We start from the raw sequence: 17,593 nt of genomic DNA, 5'->3' as shown, positions 1-17,593 counted from the left end.
TTGAATATTATTTAGCCTCCCGGTTTTCCGGGAGGCTTTTTTTATGCTTTTTTTAAATAGTTTGTCGCGTCCTGAAATAAGTTGACACTCAAGTTGACTTATATGGAAAAACGAACAAAGAATGTAAGTAGGCGCAGTCAGCGCGATTACAGCCTTGCCTTTAAGTTGCAGGTCGTGCAGCAGGTTGAAAAAGGCGAACTGACCTATAAAAAGGCTCAAAAACATTACGGGATCCAGGGAAGGAGTACGGTATTGGTTTGGTTAAGGAAACATGGTACCTTAGATTGGACATTACCCAAACAGTACACCTTGGAAAACGATCGGGAACTTAGTCCGGAACAGCGGATCAAACAATTAGAAGCAGCATTAAAAGATGAACAGGACAAGAACCTGATCTACAAGACCATGTTCGATATCCTGCAGCAAGAGCACGGTGTTGCATTGCCAAAAAAGTCTTTGCCCAAGCAATCCAAAGGCTCAAAGCCAAAGGAATAGTGAGCCTGTCAAAGGCTTGCAGGTTGTTTGGGATCAGCCGTCAGGGCTATTATCAAAAGCAGCAGCGCATAGAAAAGCGTTTAAAAGAACTTAGCCAGGTAAAAGCGGATGTGATTAAAGAACGAATCCATTTGCCCAGGTTGGGTACGCGTAAGCTTTATCATCGTTTAGGTAAACAGATCAGAAGCAAGGGAATAAAGATAGGCAGAGATGCTTTATTCGATTTTCTGCGTTCGGAACATATGCTGATCAAACCAAAGCACTCTTATCATAAAACGACGAACTCCAAGCACTGGTTACATAAGTATCCTAACTTACTTAAACACAGGAAAGCGGCAACGAGGCCTAACGAAGTATGGGTAAGCGATATTACTTATATCGACACTAAAGCAGAGACCGCATATCTTAGCTTGATCACTGATGCTTATTCAAGAAAGATCGTAGGATATCATCTGCATCATAGCTTGCACACAGATGGTGTGGCTGCTGCCATGCAAATGGCTGTCAGACATGAGCAGATCAAAGCGCCATTGATACATCATTCGGATAGAGGTTTGCAATATTGCTCAGCACAATATCAGCAGTTGTTGGCCAAACATCAGATTACCCCATCTATGACGGATGGATATGATTGCTATCAGAATGCTTTGGCAGAACGCATCAACGGCATTATTAAAAACGAGTTCCTGGTGGTTAAACCAGCAGATATACAGCAGGCAAGGGTAATGATTGCAGAAGCTATTAAACTTTATAACTGTCGAAGGCCTCATTTGGCTTTAAATTATCAAACACCACAATTTGTACATCAACAAAAAATCCTTGCTGGTATCGACCAACAAGGACTATCTTTAAATCATTAATTTCTGTCAACCTATTTTAGGACGACTCAGTTAAAACAAAGCCGAAACATCTCTGTTCTACGTTCGGCCTTGTGCGGATAGAATATAAGATGGATTTATATTCTTAAACGCTATATTTGCCCGGCATTTACCCCTCAAAAAGACAGTTTATAAAAAATGTCTTTTTGTTACTTTAGTACTATGGAAGAACAAAATGAAAATCAGCTCAATATAGAGCTATCAGAAGAAATTGCAGAAGGTGTTTACTCAAATCTCGCTATCATTACCCACTCAAATTCTGAATTTGTATTAGACTTTATCCGGGTTATGCCAGGTGTTCCAAAAGCCCGGGTAAAATCACGGATCATATTAACTCCTGAACACGCAAAACGTCTCCTTTCGGCGTTGGAAGATAACATTGAAAAGTATGAAACTAATAACGGGCGAATTAAAGTACAGCCCGATCATCCAGGTTTTCCGATGAATTTTGGTGGCACAATGGGACAGGCATAAATAGCGCCTTAATTTCAAGGGATGATCGTGGAATTTTATAAAATTTAAGTATAGAACCTTTCTTTTATTGTCTTCTCAATCCGTAAGTAAAAAGCAAATTGTAACTTAATTTTTGCTATACGGATTATTTATTGGCAGCATTAAGAACTCAAGTGACAGGCGATTGTTTTGTTGATAGCTTAAGCTCAACCTGTTTTTATTATCCTATCTTTTTCGACGTGAAAGCAAATATTGGTGATACTTTACCTTAACTTTCCTTAAAGTTATTGATTATTTAACCGGAAGGTAACAATAACTTCAGTTATCTATAATTGATTAAATATCATGCTGTTTTATAAAATATTATAGCTGATTTCTTGATTATTTGGCGTAATATCATGCCAATTTAAATTATTGATGAAAACTACTAACTACTCACTGATTCCATTTGTTGGAGTTATGTGCTTTTTTGTGCTCTCTTGCAAGAAGGGCTCCTATGCAACACAAGATCCTAAGCCAACCGGCACCCTGCTTATCTCATTAACTTCCTCAGATAACTTGATTGAAGCCAATTTGTACAACGAACCTGCTAACGATAAGTTTGTCGGGTCCGATTTTTTGGGTTTCAGTTACGAGAAAGTGTCATTAACGGATACCAGTCTCTTTAACAAAAATAATGTTACACTGATAAATCTCTACAAGAATTTAGGTGTGGGATCTATCCGTATTGGAGGCAATACCGTTGATTATACCTATTGGTCCAACAGTTTAAGAAAGTCAAATAACATTAAAGACTCTGTGTTCAAAAGTGACATTGTACGGTTTGCAGCTTTCGACAAACTTGTAAGCTGGAAAACCATTTGGGGAATAAACCTTGGCAAAGCAAACGTACAAGCCATGGGAGATGAAACTACTGCTGTATCAGACAATCTGCAGGATCTGGTTGGCAGTTTTGCTTTGGGAAATGAGCCTGATTTTTATTACAGAAATAAATATCGGACTCCTAATTATGATCAATTTAGTTATAGTAAGGATTTTAAAACTTACTCTGACAGTATAAAATCAGTTTTGCCAAAAGCTATATTTTCGGGTCCGGAAACCGTTGGCAGTGTATATCAAACCCAATTTTTCAATGATTTTTCTTCAAATATATCTTTATTATCAGGTCACTACTACCGAATGGGACCGGCCGGCGATACTTCAATTACAATCAAAAAATTATTTACTCCCGATAAGGATCTGATTTCAATGGTTAAGGGTTCATTGACACTTGCAAATACTGTTAATATGCCGTATCGTTTAACAGAGACCAATTCTGTGTTTAATGGCGGGCAAAGGGGGATTAGCGATGCTCATGCGTCCGCTGTATGGGGCGTTGATTTCTTGTGCCTAATGGCAAAAATGGGAGTTGCAGGTGTGAATTTTCATACCGGGAACGGAGCAGTGTATGTTTATACTCCTATAAGCCAAAAGGATAATGCTTATTTTGCTGAACCTTTATATTATGCTATGCTCTTTTTTCATGAGGCTTCCATAAAAAGATTTTTGAAATGTGATGTTACAAAAGGCTCTGACAAGTTGAGCATTTTCTCTTTTGAACGGACAGATGGCAGAATAGGATTTGTTTTCGTAAACAAGGATGATAAAGCGGACGTTTCTTTTTTATTAAAACAAGATAATTTAATTAAGAGTATAAGCAGTTATACCCTTAACGGAGATACTTTTGCCAGTAAAACAACAACCAACATAAATAATTCGTTTGTTTCCGCAAACGGGAATTTTGTTACAGAGCCACTGGTAACAGATTTAATAGCCGATGACTCTAAAAATGAAGCCACTACTGTGTTGGTGAAAGCGCATAGTGCGTTGTTAATTGTGCTAAATTAATGGTATTTTAAAAGAATTTGGAATTTAAAAAAAAGCCGTAAAATTACATTTGACATTATATGAAGACCTTTTTTTTATGTTAATTTTAATAAAATTAAATTATTTTTAAAATTAATGAAATATCATTGAAGAGTTTTTATATTTGTCTCATCAGAAACCAAGCTTTAATTAAAAAACCAACGTGTACAAATCAATCTTCGGCCTATTAATTATTTTGTGGATGTTTACCTTTTTGTCTTGTTCATCAACAAAAAAAATCAAGTATTTTCAGAATATTCCTGATTCTGGACAATTAAAACCAATAACCAGCGCGGTATATTTTGAACCTAAAATTCAGGTTGACGATATTTTATCTGTAATATTACAAACAGTTGATCCCTTGGCAGCGCAGAATGTTAACGTCGGAAATGTACAGGTTTTGAGTACTGCAACGGGAGTAGGTGTTACTAATACGGGGTTTTCTCCTCAGCCCGTGTCCGGTTATCTTGTTAATAAACAGGGCGAAATTGAAATTCCCATTCTTGGAAAAATTAAAGTAGAAGGTCTTTCAACGACCGAAGCTAAAAATGCGATCCTGCAAATTGCTTTAAAATATTATAAAGACCCTACAATAATTGTGCGCTATGCCAATTTTAAAATTAGCGTTACAGGCGAGGTAAATCGTCCCTCGGTTTATATTATGCCTAATGAGAAATCAACAGTTATGGATGCATTATCAATGGCTGGAGATTTAACTATCTATGCCAAAAGAGATAATATTCTTTTAATTAGGCAAAGCGATGATGGTACAAAAATGCCCTATAGGATTAATTTAAATAAAAGTGATATTTTTAGTTCTCCTGTATTTTATTTAAGGCAAAACGATATCATATATGTGGAGCCTGCCAAATCAAAAATTGCTGCTAACGATTTGGCTCAAACCAGAACAATTGCAATTCTCAGTTCAGTATTATCCCTATTGATTGTATTAGCAAGCAGGATTAATTAGGAAGATATCAGCCTCTTTTATGGAAAACAACATCAAGAAAAGTAATTTTATCAATATTGACGAAGGTTTTGATATCAAGCTATTTTTTTCAAAGTTCATTAGCTATTGGTATTTGTTTGTAATCTCTGTTACAATATGCTTGTTTTTAGCAGTCTCCTATGTTAGATACGCGACTCCGTCTTATAATGTTGATAGCAAAATTGTAGTAGAAGACTCTAAAGATAATTCATCATTTGGTGGGTCAAACGTGCCTTTGAGCTTTTCAAGTTTATTTGATTTGCCAAGCAATGCTCAAAATGAGATTGAAATTCTGAAATCTCGTACGCTGGCAAAGAAGGTTGTTGATAAACTCGATTTAAATGTCACTCTTTTCAGAAAAGGCCTGTTTAATAAGGTAGAGGTTTTTGATGAGCCAACTTTTGTAGTTGACGTTATTTATAAAGTAGATTCTATCCAGTCAAGAACATATGATTTATCTTTTTTGAAGGGTGATAAAATTCATATTCAAAACGGCAAGGATAATATCGATCAAACAATTTCTTTTGATAACTGGGCCCGGTTTGATAGCTATAACATGCGATTCAGGAAAAAGGTTGGTGCATCAGCAGATTCCATTGCGGGCGATTATGCGCTGTTAATACAATCTAAGGATAGCAAAATAGAAGAGATATCTAAAAATTTTGACGTTCAGCTCTCCGATAAGCAGAGTACCACTCTGGATTTAAATTTAATTTATCCAAACTCAAAGAAAGGTGAAGCTATCCTTCAGAATATGATGGAATTCTATTTGTTATCAAACCTTGAAAACAAGGTACAGATATCTGATAGCACTTTGGTTTTTATAAATAAGCGAATTGCCATTGTTGAAAAAGAGTTGGCCGGTATAGAAAGCAACCTTCAGCAATTTAAAAGTCAAAATAGTATTGGTAATGTAGATGCTCAGTCGGAGGCTCTGGTGAAAGATGCCAGTACTTATTATAACCAATTCAACATGCAGGAAATACAGCTGTCTGTTATTAATTCTTTAGAAACCTTTCTGCAGGATCCGAAAAACAAGACCGTTATTCCAAGCAGTCTTACGGTACAGGATCCTGTTTTCACAGGAGCTATTGAAAAATATAATGAGTTAATTATTGAACGCGGAAAAGCGGCCCTTTCCTATAAAGATGACAACCCTGTATTGGTAAATTATGATGAGCAAATAGCTATTAATAAAGCTAATCTTTTAAAAAGCTTTACGGCTTATAAAAGCGGGTTGCAGGTTACCGGAAAAAAATTGAATGACCTAAATGGTGATTTTACAAAGAAAATAAAGGGTTTGCCGGAAAAAGAGCGGGTATATCTTGATTATACCAGGCAACAAAATCTGAAAGAACAATTGTATTTATATCTATTGCAGAAAAAAGAAGAGACGTCTATCTCGAAGACATCAAATATATCTTCGGCTCGGATCATTGACCCTGCAAAAAGCGAATACTTACCGTTTAAACCCTTAAAACCTTTAATTTATACACTGGGACTTTTAGCCGGACTGCTTTTGCCAGCCAGCTACATCTTCTTAAAAGATATTTTTAACCTGAAGATATCTACTAAAAAAGATGTTGAATCACTTTCGGATATTCCGGTTGTTGGTGAGATAGGTAATAATGAGGCAAAAGACTCTATTGTGGTTATACCGGGTTCGAGGTCTATCATTTCCGAAGAGTTCAGAAGTTTACGAACTAATCTTCAATATTTGCAACAAAGTAATAATTCGCAGGTGATCATGCTCACTTCCAGCATGAGCGGTGAAGGGAAATCGTTTATTTCTGCAAATATAGGTATGGCTTTAGCGTTAAGCGACAGAAAAGTTGTGCTTATGGAGCTCGATTTGAGAAAACCGAAATTATCACAAAACCTTGGTCTTGATAATAATTTTGGTTTTACAAACTACGTTATTTCAGGCAGCATGGACCCGAATTCGATAATTAAACCTTCGCTCTTTAATGAAAATCTATTTGTAATTCCATCTGGTTCAATACCGCCTAACCCCTCAGAAATTTTATTGAACAAAAAACTAGAAGCCTTGCTGGCTTATCTAAGGAAAAATTATGACTATATTATTATTGACTGTGCACCAGTTGGTTTAGTGTCAGATGCGATGATAATAAGTAAGCATGTCGATCTAACCTTATATATACTTCGTCAAAACTATACGTACAAAGCTCAATTAAACATTGTCAATAATTTAAAGGCAGAAAATAAGATCGACCGTTTATACTATGTTGTAAACGATATCAAAACCGGTAAATCTGGTTATCATGGATATGGATATGGTTATGGCTACGGCTACGGATATGGCTACGGCGGATATGCGGAAGAAAAAGGCCGTGGCAGTTTCTTCTCCAGGCTTTTTAAGAGAAGTTAAGCAACTGACTGATGGCTTCGGGCAACCTTAAAAAGGGGGGCGAAACGCCGTTGTTACTCTTGTATTTTAAATATTTATAAATGATTAGCTTTTGCTAATACTGCGACAAATGTCCCGGCGGATGTGCTGACGCTTTTGTGCGGAGAGTTTGGAATGCAATTAGCAAAGTAGATGATAACCAAATACTTTTCGGAAAGGTACTTTCGGTTCTAATAATTAAAGCGCGGCGGAAGAGATCGAAAGAGGATTTGGCCGAAATAATTTTTACATCAACCAAACAGTTTAAAGCCTTAAGTTAAGGCTTCCTGATTTGAAATATTTATAGAAACTTTTATTATATTTAAATATTTATTGAATTTTTTGCTGCTTTTTTGTTGTTATGTTAGCATTTTTTCATATAATTGTAAAATAAATTACAAATAGTTAAATTCATAGCCTTCCTATGGTTACTTATACACTTAAGATAATTGAGGTAAAAAGGGAAACCGCCGATACAGTAACCATATGCTTTAAACAGCCGGGTTTAAAGAAGATAAAGTATTTAGCCGGGCAATATCTTACCTTAATTGTCCGCATTAACGGGCGGCGCTACATAAGGCCATATTCTTTGTCATCTGCGCCTAATATTGATCAAAATCTTGAAGTTACAATTAAACGTGTAATAGGAGGTGTTGTCTCAAATCATATTAACGATCAGGTAGCAGTTGGCGACCTCATTGAGGTAATGGCGCCAATGGGCGACTTCACGCTACCTGATGATAAAAATGCCGACCATGTTATACTCTGGGGTGCCGGCAGCGGAATAACACCTTTGATATCCATAGCCAAATATTTGTTGTACGGTAACAAAGTTTCTCAACTGACATTAGTTTACGGTAATAGAAACTCGGAAAATGTTATTTTCGGCGATACCATCGGCCAGTTGAAAAAGGAGTTTAGTAACTTTTCAACATGGCATTTTCATACCCGTCAATCAATAAGTCATACCAATGCTAATGTAATTGAAGGACGGATAAACCCCCATAAAGTTTTACAGGTAATGATGGCCGATGGTAATATCGGTGCAGAGACTCTGCATTTTATATGTGGACCTGTTGGTTTAAAACAGTCGGTTAAGGATGCATTAGCTCAAAATAATATCGGATACGACAAAATTTTTAGTGAGGATTTTGAAAAAATAATTGATCCAAAAGAGTTTGAAAATATAATAAGTCAGTTTGTTGAAGTCCAGTCCCCAACCGAAAGCTCAAAAATTGAGGTTGTTAAAGGTAAAAGCATATTGGAAGCGGGATTAGATGCTGATCTTGACTTGTCATATTCTTGCCAAACGGGGAGTTGCTTAATATGCAAAGCGAAAGTGCTGTCGGGAAAAGTGAAAATGATCAATAGCCATGTTGTTGAGCTTGCTGACAACGAGTGCTTGCTTTGTTGCAGCTATCCGCTAACTAATGATGTAAAAGTATTGACAGAAAATTAATTAAGACACCTTAGAAAACATGAAAGTTGTACTATTAGCCGGCGGATTAGGCACGAGACTGTCCGAAGAAACCGTATTGCGCCCAAAACCTATGGTTGAAATAGGTGGAATGCCTATTTTATGGCATATCATGAAAATTTATTCTTCTCATGGGTATAACGATTTTATCGTTTGCCTTGGCTATAAAGGCTATGTGATAAAGGAGTATTTTGCCAATTATTTTCTTCACAAGTCTGATGTTACTATCAACATGAAAGACAATTCTATAAAGGTGCATGATTCTCAGGCTGAGCCCTGGACTATCACACTTGTTGATACTGGCAACGAGTCAATGACTGGTGGTCGTATCAAACGTATTCAGCGACATGTTGGTGACGAACCTTTTATGTTAACTTATGGCGATGGCGTTAGTGATGTGAATATTACAAAACTTGTTGAATTCCATAAGCAAAAAGGTAAGCATTGTACTGTTACTTCAGTTCAGCCGTCTGGAAGGTTCGGTGCATTAAATATCACCGAAGAAGATACCGTTCATTCATTTATGGAAAAACCGAAAGGTGACGGTGCCTGGATAAACGGAGGCTTTTTTGTTTGCGAACCTTCTGTATTTAATTATATTGAAGGAGATTCAACTATTTGGGAACGTGAGCCAATGGAGAAAATTGCGGCTGATGGCGAAATGGTTGCATTTAAACATGACGGTTTCTGGAAACCAATGGATACTTTGAGAGATAAGCAGGAGCTTGAAGCGGATTGGCAGCAAAATAAAGCCCAATGGAAAACCTGGTAACAGGCATCAACTTAATCTAAAATTTATCAAGCGAGCTGTTATGCAATTTTGGGATATTTATAAAGGAAAAAAAGTTTTATTGACCGGCCATACAGGCTTCAAAGGGTCCTGGCTGGCTATATGGCTAAAGCAACTTGGTGCTGATGTTTATGGGTACGCTCTCGCACCTCTTTCTGATCAGGACAATTTTGTAACATGTGATTTGGGTAATGAAATTCATCATTTGGAAGGTGACGTGCGCGATGGGGCTAAACTGAAAAAATATTTTGCAGATGTGCAACCTGACATAGCATTCCACTTGGCGGCTCAACCATTGGTATTACTTTCATACGAGGATCCGGTTAATACATTTGAAACAAACCTGATGGGGGTAGTAAACTTTTTTGAAGCTGTAAGAGCAACGGCATCTGTTAAAGTTGCCGTTAATGTAACAAGCGATAAGTGCTACCATAATAATGAATGGGTTTGGGGCTACCGCGAAAATGACCCAATGGGTGGTAAAGACCCATACAGTGCAAGTAAAGGTTGTGCCGAACTGATAACTTCATCTTATTTAAGCTCATTTTTTAATAAAGCTGATTCATGTGCGGTTGCTTCGGCAAGGGCAGGTAATGTTATAGGTGGCGGCGATTGGGCTAAAGACAGGATCGTACCGGATTATTTCAGGGCCGTTAAGGTGAATGAAAAACTGATGGTTCGTAATCCGTTTGCTACACGCCCATGGCAGCATGTTCTTGAGCCATTAAGCGGGTATCTGCAATTGGGTGCGCTGCTTTATACAGAAGGGGGTAAATACAGCGGGGGATGGAATTTTGGACCTGAAGATACGGCTAACTATTCGGTACAGCACCTTATTGATAAAATGTTAACCCTTGATAACTCCGGTGGATACATTACACCAGAAAACCTTCAAAAGCCTCACGAGGCAACATTTTTGAAGCTCGATATCTCAAAGGCAGTTAATCAGCTTAGCTGGCGCCCAACTTTAACATTTGATCAAACAGTTGAATTTACTGTAAAAGGTTACCAAGACGATCTGGCGATTAACGATGCAAGTGTTCTTCTTCAAAGCCGTATTGATCAAATTAATGAGTATACGGCTAAAGCTGCCGATAAAGACATTTCATGGGCATTAGCATGAAAAATGTATTGCTAACCGGAGCTACCGGCTTTTTAGGCAGCCATATTCTTGAATCTCTTATTGAACATGGTTATGCTCCGATAATTTTATTAAGATCGAGCTCGGATACCTGGAGAATTGAGCATTTAAAAAGTAAATGCGAGATTTTTTTCTTAGATGAATTAACAGATGTCCCGTTAATTTTTGAGAAGTATAATGTTGATTCGATTGTAAATACTGCTACTGATTATGGAAGAGAAAGATCTCTTTCAACAATATTGAACACAAATCTTTTGTTGCCATTGAGGTTGATAGAAGAAGGAGTAAAAAATGGGGTGAAGTTATTTATAAATACCGATTCATTCTTTGCAAAAGAGCAGTTTAATCAAAAGTACTTAAGTAACTATACAACTTCAAAAAAAATTTTGGCTGTCACATTGGAGGGTGTTGCAGGGCAGCTACCCATTGCGAATGTTAGACTTGAACATGTTTTCGGAGAAAGCGATTCAGAAACTAAATTTGTAACGGCAATTCTCAAGCAAGTACTGCAAAACAAACAAGAGGTGTTTTTGAGTGAAGGAACTCAAAAACGGGATTTTATATACGTAAAGGATGTGGCATCGGCTTTTATCACTTTACTCAGTACCCGGGAAAATCTAACAGGCTATAATGAGTTCGAAGCAGGCATAGGAGAATCTATAACTGTTAAGGAGTTTATAAACATTATGGGTGATATATCGGGTACTAAATCACAATTACTGTTTGGCGCTGTAAAAAGGCATGAAGGAGAAATTGAGGATTCATTTGCTAATAATAAAGATTTGTTAAAATTAGGCTGGACGCCTAAATATAGCGTTAACGAAGCGCTATATAACATGATTCAAAAAGAACGTAAAAGATTTATAGATGGAAAATAAATTTGATTTAAAGGTTTTTAAGCCAGCAGTTCCGGGTGTGAATTATATTCCAGTAACCGGAAAAATTATTGAAGAAGATGATTTGTTACTTTGCATGGAGTCTGTTGCCGATGGATGGCTTACAGCTGGCCGGTTTGCAAATCAGTTTGAGCATGATTTCGCAAAGTATTTTGGTGCAACAAAATCATTACTTGTAAATTCCGGTTCATCAGCCAACCTTGTGGCTTTTTATGCATTAACATCACCAAAACTTGGTGATAGGGCTATTAAACCAGGTGATGAAGTAATTACAGTTGCCGCTGGTTTCCCAACCACTGTAAATCCAATTGTTCAATTTGGTGCTATTCCTGTTTTTATTGACGTTGATATAGCAACACATAACGTAATGTCATCAATGATTGAGGCCGCGGTATCTCCGAAAACCAAGGCAATTATGATAGCTCACTCTTTAGGTAATCCTTTTGATTTGGACGAAGTGATGCGTGTAGCTAAAAAATACAACTTGTGGGTGGTTGAAGATGATTGTGATTCATTGGGTGCAACTTACCGCGATAAAAAAACCGGTACCTACGGTGATATTTCTACGTTTTCTTTTTACCCGGCGCATCACATTACCATGGGTGAAGGTGGCGCTGTGCTGATCAATAACCCCGAACTTGCCAAATTAGCCGAAAGTTTCCGCGATTGGGGTAGGGATTGCTATTGTGAGCCTGGAAAAGATAATACATGTGGTTGCAGGTTTTCTCAGCAATTAGGTTCATTACCATATGGTTATGATCACAAATATACCTACTCTCATATCGGTTTTAATTTAAAAGTTACCGATATGCAGGCTGCAATAGGCGTGTCTCAACTTGCTAAAGTAGACAGGTTTGTTGAAAAGCGCCGCCAGAATTATAAAGCGCTTTACGAAAGGATGAAAGAATTTGAAGATATTTTTATCCTTCCAGAGCCTACCGCTAATAGCAACCCATCATGGTTTGGATTTTTAATGACTCTCAGGGATGGAGATGCAGCCGACCGTCATATGCTGGTACAGCACCTTGAAGAAAATAAAATTGGAACCAGATTGTTATTTGCAGGTAACTTATTAAGGCAACCAGCCTACGCAGGCGTACAGCATCGTGTAGTAGGTGATTTGACCAATACTGATATTATCATGAACCGCTCTTTCTGGCTTGGAGTTTGGCCAGGACTTGACGAAAGTCATTATGATTACATCGCGGATGTTATAAGAGGGTATATTAACAGTTAGGTAATATCTGTTACTAAGATTTATTGTCGTTTTTTCGTGTTGTTACAGCAGAAAATAGGATGAGGGAGTCGCATATAATAAATATGAAAACTTTATAATGATTAGCATACTAATACCCACATATAACAGAAGCGAGTTTTTATTAAAGAATCTAATTGCTCTTTCTGTTATCATAAAACAAGCTGGATTGGTTGACAATATTGAGATCATCGTATCAGATAATTGTTCAATCGACGACACAAGTGAGGTAGTAACAAATTTTGCTAAGGATCACCAACTAAAAATTAAGTTATTTAAACAGGAAAGAAATATTGGCTTAGAAGCTAACGCTTTATTTGTTTTAGAGAAGGGCACTGAGCAGTATGTAATGTTTCTTGGTGATGACGATTATATAAGTTATGACTATTTAGTAGAATGTGTACGGATAATAAAAGCAGATCCTGACCTATATGTTATCATTCCTAATTTTGTGCCGGTTTCTGTTAATGACGAAGAGTTGGGCTTGCCCAGGGACCTAATTGGTGGTACAACGAAGTATCCACCTGGATTTAAGGCTCTTTTAATTAATTCTTATCGGGGACATCAATTGAGCGGTTTAGTTTTGCGGCGCGAGGGCTTATTAGATAGTTATCAACGTAATAAAGTTCATAATATTTATTTATTCATTTATTTCGCGAGCGCGTGGTGTTTAAAGGGAAATGTTTATCATGTTAGCCACCTCCCTGTAAGAGTAACTCAACCTATTAAGAAGAAGGATTGGAGTTATGGAGGTGATGGGCTTATTAATGAGGTTTTTGATAACTATAAGCGACTGCACCTCAACTACTTCCAGAGATTTGCGATGGAAATAAAGTTTATGCACAGATCGCCAACAAGGTTATCAATGTATAAAGCGCATGGGGTTAAAGTTTGGTGGAAGGCGCTGCGTAATATAACTTTTGCGAAAAATGCAACCGTATTATTCTCCGTTTTTTTCCCTTTGTATGTAGCCTTAAACCGGGCAAGGAATGTTTTTAAGTAATAACAGGGTGATATTAATGACAAGTAAAAAGGTGGTTGCCCAACAACAAAATAGCAGTGGCGAATTTTAAAAAAGGATTATTAAAGAATATTTTAATTTCAGGAGGTTACATTTATGCATCCCAAATCATAAATTTTGCTGCGTCAACAATCGTGTCGAGACTGTTGACGCCATCAAGTTATGGTTTAGTTGGGCTTATTACTGTGTTTACGGGCTTCATATTAGTCTTTTCTGATGGTGGATTGTCTTACGCTCTAATTCGGAGCGATTTTGGGCGTACTTACCAACGGGTGCTTACCAATTTAGCCTGGGTTTTAGGCGGGATATTATTTATAATTACCCTGCTTTTAGCCTATCCGATAGCTGTATTCTATCATAATCCGCTTTTAACTAAACCAACAATCGTACTTGGATTTACTTTTATCCTAAGAAGTTTAAGCCTAGCACAAGGCGCTGTTTTGTCAAAGCAACTGAAGTTTGGTTTTATCGGAAAAGTAACGTTGATATGTATGGTTCAATCGGTGATAATAACAATTATCATGGCTTGGCTAAAATTTAGTTATTGGTCGCTGATTGTCCCACAAGTTACCACCGCATTAATTACAGCCGTACTTTACGAAAGGGAAGTAAAACTCGGCTTCAAAATTTATCCTTATAGCTATTTCATTGTTGTTTTTAAGCATACAAGAAAGTTAATAGGCAGCGTTATTGGATTTAATTCGGTTAATTATTGGTCGCGAAACGCCGATAATATGGTTGTTGGAAAGTGGTATGGTGCTCAGGAGTTAGGTATATACAACAGGGCTTACTCTTTATTAACTTTACCTTTAAATCTTATTAGCGGAATTTTCAATAGTATTCTGTTTCCCAGCTTAAAGAAACTTAAATCTGAGGGGGGGGATATTGAAAAAGAATATTACTTTGTATTAACTGTAATAACTTTTTTAAGTTACTTATTGGTTGTAACATTCATTTTATTCCCTGAAAATTTAGTTAATGTTTTATGGGGAAAGGCCTGGTTGCAAGTTGCAACACTTCTGCCATATTTCGGCTTGCTTATCTACACACAAACTTTGCTTTCTACTGTTGGGTCGTTACTTGTACTTAAAGAAAAAGAACGCGAGTTTATGGTATCGGGATGGGTTTCGGCTGTTTTTTTAGTTGGCGCAATTATTTTGGGAGGATTGATATCGTTAAAGGCAATTGCCGCTTACTATTCATTTTCTTTTATCTTATTCGTTTTAACGTTTCAGTTGTACTACAGTTACATCAAGGCTTTGAATTTTAATAAACTTAGGGTATATAAATTTTGGATCCCCAAAATTTTGATATCCTTGGCGCTATGGTTTTCAATTTACTTTGAACTTCAAATCTTCAAAGTTGTGTTTTTAGCCATATTGACAATATATATTGGATTTGATGCCTCTGCAGAACTTTCAAAATTATATCAAATAGCTTCAAAAAAGATATGGAAGAGATAAAGTCATTTGCACCTATAGTATTGTTTGTTTACAACAGGCCGGCGCATAGTTTAAAAACTCTTGAAGCACTAAATCTGAACGATTATGCCGCCGATAGCAAGCTTTATATTTACGCCGATGGGCCAAAGGCTCAAAGCACCCCTGAAACTGTAAAAGCGATCGAAGAAACCAGGAAGGTTATTAAGCAAAAACAATGGTGTAAGGAGGTTGTGATCATCGAAGCGGAAGTTAATAAAGGGCTTGCTGATTCAATTGTAGAAGGCGTTTCGAGAGTTGTTAATGAGCATGGGAAAGTTATCGTTCTGGAAGATGATATAGTAACTACCAAAGGGTTTTTAAAATACATGAACGATGCGCTCACTGTATATGAACAGGAGGAAAAGGTGATGCACATAAGCGGCTATCTATATCCAGCCAAAATAAATGACGAACAAAAGGGCGATACTTTTTTTATAAATACATTTTCTTGCTGGGGTTGGGCTACCTGGGCAAGGGCTTGGAAGTTTTATAATCCTAATGTTGATGATCATTTAAGTAAACTAAACTATAGAGCGGCTATTAAAAAATTTAATATAGAAGGACATGCCGACTATTATAACCAGTTGGTTTTAAATAAAAAGAAAACCATATATACATGGGCTGTTAAGTGGTATGCGTCATGGTTGTTTCAAAATGGCTTTTCATTATTCCCGAGAAAGTCGTTGGTTTTAAATATCGGATATGATAATTCTGGGGTTCATAGTGCAGGTAAGGATATTTATGTGAATGAAATTGCAGATTATATTGAGGTAAAAAAGCAGCCTATTGTTGAGAATTTTGTGGCACGAAAAGCGATTGACACGTTTTATCATGAGAATAATCCTTTGGTAAAAACAGCTTTGTTTAATTTCAAAATTAAAATTATCGTATTTTTGAAAAAAGCCGGTATTTTTTACAAATTAAGAGATATTTACAGAAAGTTATCTAAATGATAATAAACATCGGTAAATGATGATTATTTTATAAAATGGATAGCAGATTATTGAACGAATGGGTCAGGTAGTATTATTAGCATTAATAGTAGGCATTGCGCTAATTAGCAGAAAGGAATATATTTTTTATCTGCTGGCCATTCTTTTACCTTTTCATAGTTTTATAAAAGGAGCGTTGGATCATTTGGCCGGTGGCGGCGATCTGTTTTCTTCCTGGAAGGAGATGGTTATTTTGAGCTTAATTTTCAAGCTTATAATCGGAAAGCGCTTAAATCTTAAAAAGAAGCTCATTTTGTGGCTGATACCGTTTTTTTTTGTAGTATTATTTTACTTTTTTATAAACCCAAGCTTATCCTCAGCATTACCTGCTTTAAGGAATTATATATTCCCTATTTTACTTTTTATCGGGGCGTCTATCTCAGTTTTTGAACCTAAGTTTTATAAAAACTTATTTTATTGTTTTTTGGCCGGGGCACTTTTGTCGTTTTTCGGCTGCATACTGCAGCAATTCTTCTTTAACGTAGCTATCTCTACGTTAAAGGGAAGTATTGATTTTATTGACGAAAACGGTTACATCCAATATAGTACAGAATCTTTCAGGATCATGGGTTTCGAGAGGATGGCAGGTTTATTTACAGGCCCTAACGATTTAGGGGTGTACTGCGCCTACGTGATTTTGCTTATCGCTTCAGCATTTTTGTCGAAAGATAATTTAATCACCTTTACAAAAAAGTCGAGGGTTTTTGCTGTTACCAATTTGATTTTAGCACTATTTTGCATTTTGCTATCCTTTTCCAGAACCGGCTGGGCTATTGTTATGGTTGGGGTTATCTCTCTTTTGATATCTAACAAAACCAAAATAAAACCATCATATCTTTTTTTAACTGTATTTGCCTTTTTCGTAACGGTATTTGTTGTAATTGCGGTGGTTCCAAAAGCATCGGAAATTATTGCCAATTCATTTAGTGGAAAGGAAGCCAGCGCTGCAGCCCGAAGTGGTAGTTTTAGCCGAGGTATAACTAAAGATTTGAGCGAACCATTTGGTCATGGAGTAGGCACAACAGATAACCGTTATAAGTTTGAGTTTTTTGTGGAAAGCGCTTGGCTTAACACAGGGTATGAGTTAGGGCTATTTGGTGTCGCTTTACTGATAGCATTGGCTTCAACGTCTTCCAAGCTAATTCGCCACGATAAAGTGAAAATGAAAAGTAATTTATTTTCGCATTTCACCGTGGCCGTAACTATAGCCTCTATTTTCGCTGGCTTTGTGTCTATAAATATCTTTGGCACAACTTATTTATATTATTGGTGGATGATAATTGGCTTGGGGCTAAACGAGTCATACAAATTATCCTTCGACAATGCTCCTAAAGTTGCTTTACAAGGAGTGAACGTTTAAAATAATAGCTTAGATTTTGGTTAATAGGTATTAAATATAATAGTTAAACGGATA

14 protein-coding genes are annotated in these 17,593 nt (G+C 36.8%); all 14 read left to right on the top strand.

Annotated features, from left to right (window positions below; translation table 11 throughout):
- Positions 1–102 precede the first annotated feature (102 nt).
- The 14 genes from MTO98_RS27710 to MTO98_RS27645 all read left to right on the top strand — a co-directional run bounded on the left by MTO98_RS27710 (position 103) and on the right by MTO98_RS27645 (position 17,539).
- Positions 103–1,355, top strand: a protein-coding gene (locus MTO98_RS27710; protein WP_371825378.1) for an IS3 family transposase whose coding sequence is annotated in 2 segments (ribosomal slippage) — positions 103–445 and positions 445–1,355 — 1,254 coding nt in all. Because the reading frame shifts where the segments join, the coding sequence is not laid out codon by codon here.
- Between the two features lie 180 nt (positions 1,356–1,535).
- Positions 1,536–1,847 carry a DUF3467 domain-containing protein gene (locus MTO98_RS27705; RefSeq protein ID WP_243482229.1) on the top strand — a complete coding sequence of 104 codons (312 nt, stop codon included), beginning with the start codon at positions 1,536–1,538 and terminating at the stop codon, positions 1,845–1,847.
- 396 nt (positions 1,848–2,243) lie between these two features.
- Positions 2,244–3,713: a hypothetical protein gene (locus MTO98_RS27700; protein ID WP_243482228.1), complete on the top strand. Its 1,470-nt coding sequence runs from the start codon at positions 2,244–2,246 to the stop codon at positions 3,711–3,713.
- Positions 3,714–3,894: 181 nt separating this feature from the next.
- Positions 3,895–4,701: a polysaccharide biosynthesis/export family protein gene (locus MTO98_RS27695; protein ID WP_243482227.1), complete on the top strand. Its 807-nt coding sequence runs from the start codon at positions 3,895–3,897 to the stop codon at positions 4,699–4,701.
- A 19-nt stretch (positions 4,702–4,720) separates the two neighbouring features.
- Positions 4,721–7,108: a tyrosine-protein kinase gene (locus MTO98_RS27690; RefSeq protein WP_243482226.1), complete on the top strand. Its 2,388-nt coding sequence runs from the start codon at positions 4,721–4,723 to the stop codon at positions 7,106–7,108.
- Positions 7,109–7,550: 442 nt separating this feature from the next.
- Positions 7,551–8,585: a ferredoxin--NADP reductase gene (locus tag MTO98_RS27685; RefSeq protein ID WP_243482225.1), complete on the top strand. Its 1,035-nt coding sequence runs from the start codon at positions 7,551–7,553 to the stop codon at positions 8,583–8,585.
- Between the two features lie 19 nt (positions 8,586–8,604).
- Positions 8,605–9,375, top strand: a complete 771-nt coding sequence (rfbF, locus tag MTO98_RS27680) for a glucose-1-phosphate cytidylyltransferase (protein ID WP_243482224.1) — start codon at positions 8,605–8,607, stop codon at positions 9,373–9,375.
- Positions 9,376–9,415: 40 nt separating this feature from the next.
- Positions 9,416–10,516 carry a CDP-glucose 4,6-dehydratase gene (rfbG, locus tag MTO98_RS27675; RefSeq protein WP_243482223.1) on the top strand — a complete coding sequence of 367 codons (1,101 nt, stop codon included), beginning with the start codon at positions 9,416–9,418 and terminating at the stop codon, positions 10,514–10,516.
- The gene (locus MTO98_RS27670) at positions 10,513–11,412 is read left to right on the top strand and encodes an NAD(P)-dependent oxidoreductase (protein ID WP_243482222.1); all 900 of its coding nucleotides are present in this window, start codon (positions 10,513–10,515) and stop codon (positions 11,410–11,412) included. The genes rfbG and MTO98_RS27670 overlap by 4 nt, the downstream gene beginning before the upstream one ends.
- Positions 11,402–12,667: a lipopolysaccharide biosynthesis protein RfbH gene (gene rfbH, locus MTO98_RS27665; protein ID WP_243482221.1), complete on the top strand. Its 1,266-nt coding sequence runs from the start codon at positions 11,402–11,404 to the stop codon at positions 12,665–12,667. Before MTO98_RS27670 ends, rfbH begins: the two co-directional genes overlap by 11 nt.
- Before the next feature lie 97 nt (positions 12,668–12,764).
- Positions 12,765–13,688: a glycosyltransferase family 2 protein gene (locus MTO98_RS27660; RefSeq protein WP_243482220.1), complete on the top strand. Its 924-nt coding sequence runs from the start codon at positions 12,765–12,767 to the stop codon at positions 13,686–13,688.
- Between the two features lie 56 nt (positions 13,689–13,744).
- The gene (locus MTO98_RS27655; protein WP_243482219.1) at positions 13,745–15,169 is read left to right on the top strand and encodes an oligosaccharide flippase family protein; all 1,425 of its coding nucleotides are present in this window, start codon (positions 13,745–13,747) and stop codon (positions 15,167–15,169) included.
- Complete coding sequence (locus MTO98_RS27650) at positions 15,157–16,140, top strand: glycosyltransferase (RefSeq protein WP_243482218.1); 984 nt, start codon at positions 15,157–15,159, stop codon at positions 16,138–16,140. Before MTO98_RS27655 ends, MTO98_RS27650 begins: the two co-directional genes overlap by 13 nt.
- Positions 16,141–16,363: 223 nt before the next feature.
- A complete protein-coding gene (locus tag MTO98_RS27645; RefSeq protein WP_243482217.1) occupies positions 16,364–17,539 on the top strand; it encodes an O-antigen ligase in 1,176 nt (391 codons plus the stop codon).
- Positions 17,540–17,593 lie beyond the last annotated feature (54 nt).

Source organism: Mucilaginibacter sp. SMC90 (assembly GCF_022811725.1).
GTDB lineage: Bacteria > Bacteroidota > Bacteroidia > Sphingobacteriales > Sphingobacteriaceae > Mucilaginibacter.
Note: the sequence above shows the minus strand (reverse complement) of the source record. Positions and strands in the feature narration are given on the sequence as shown.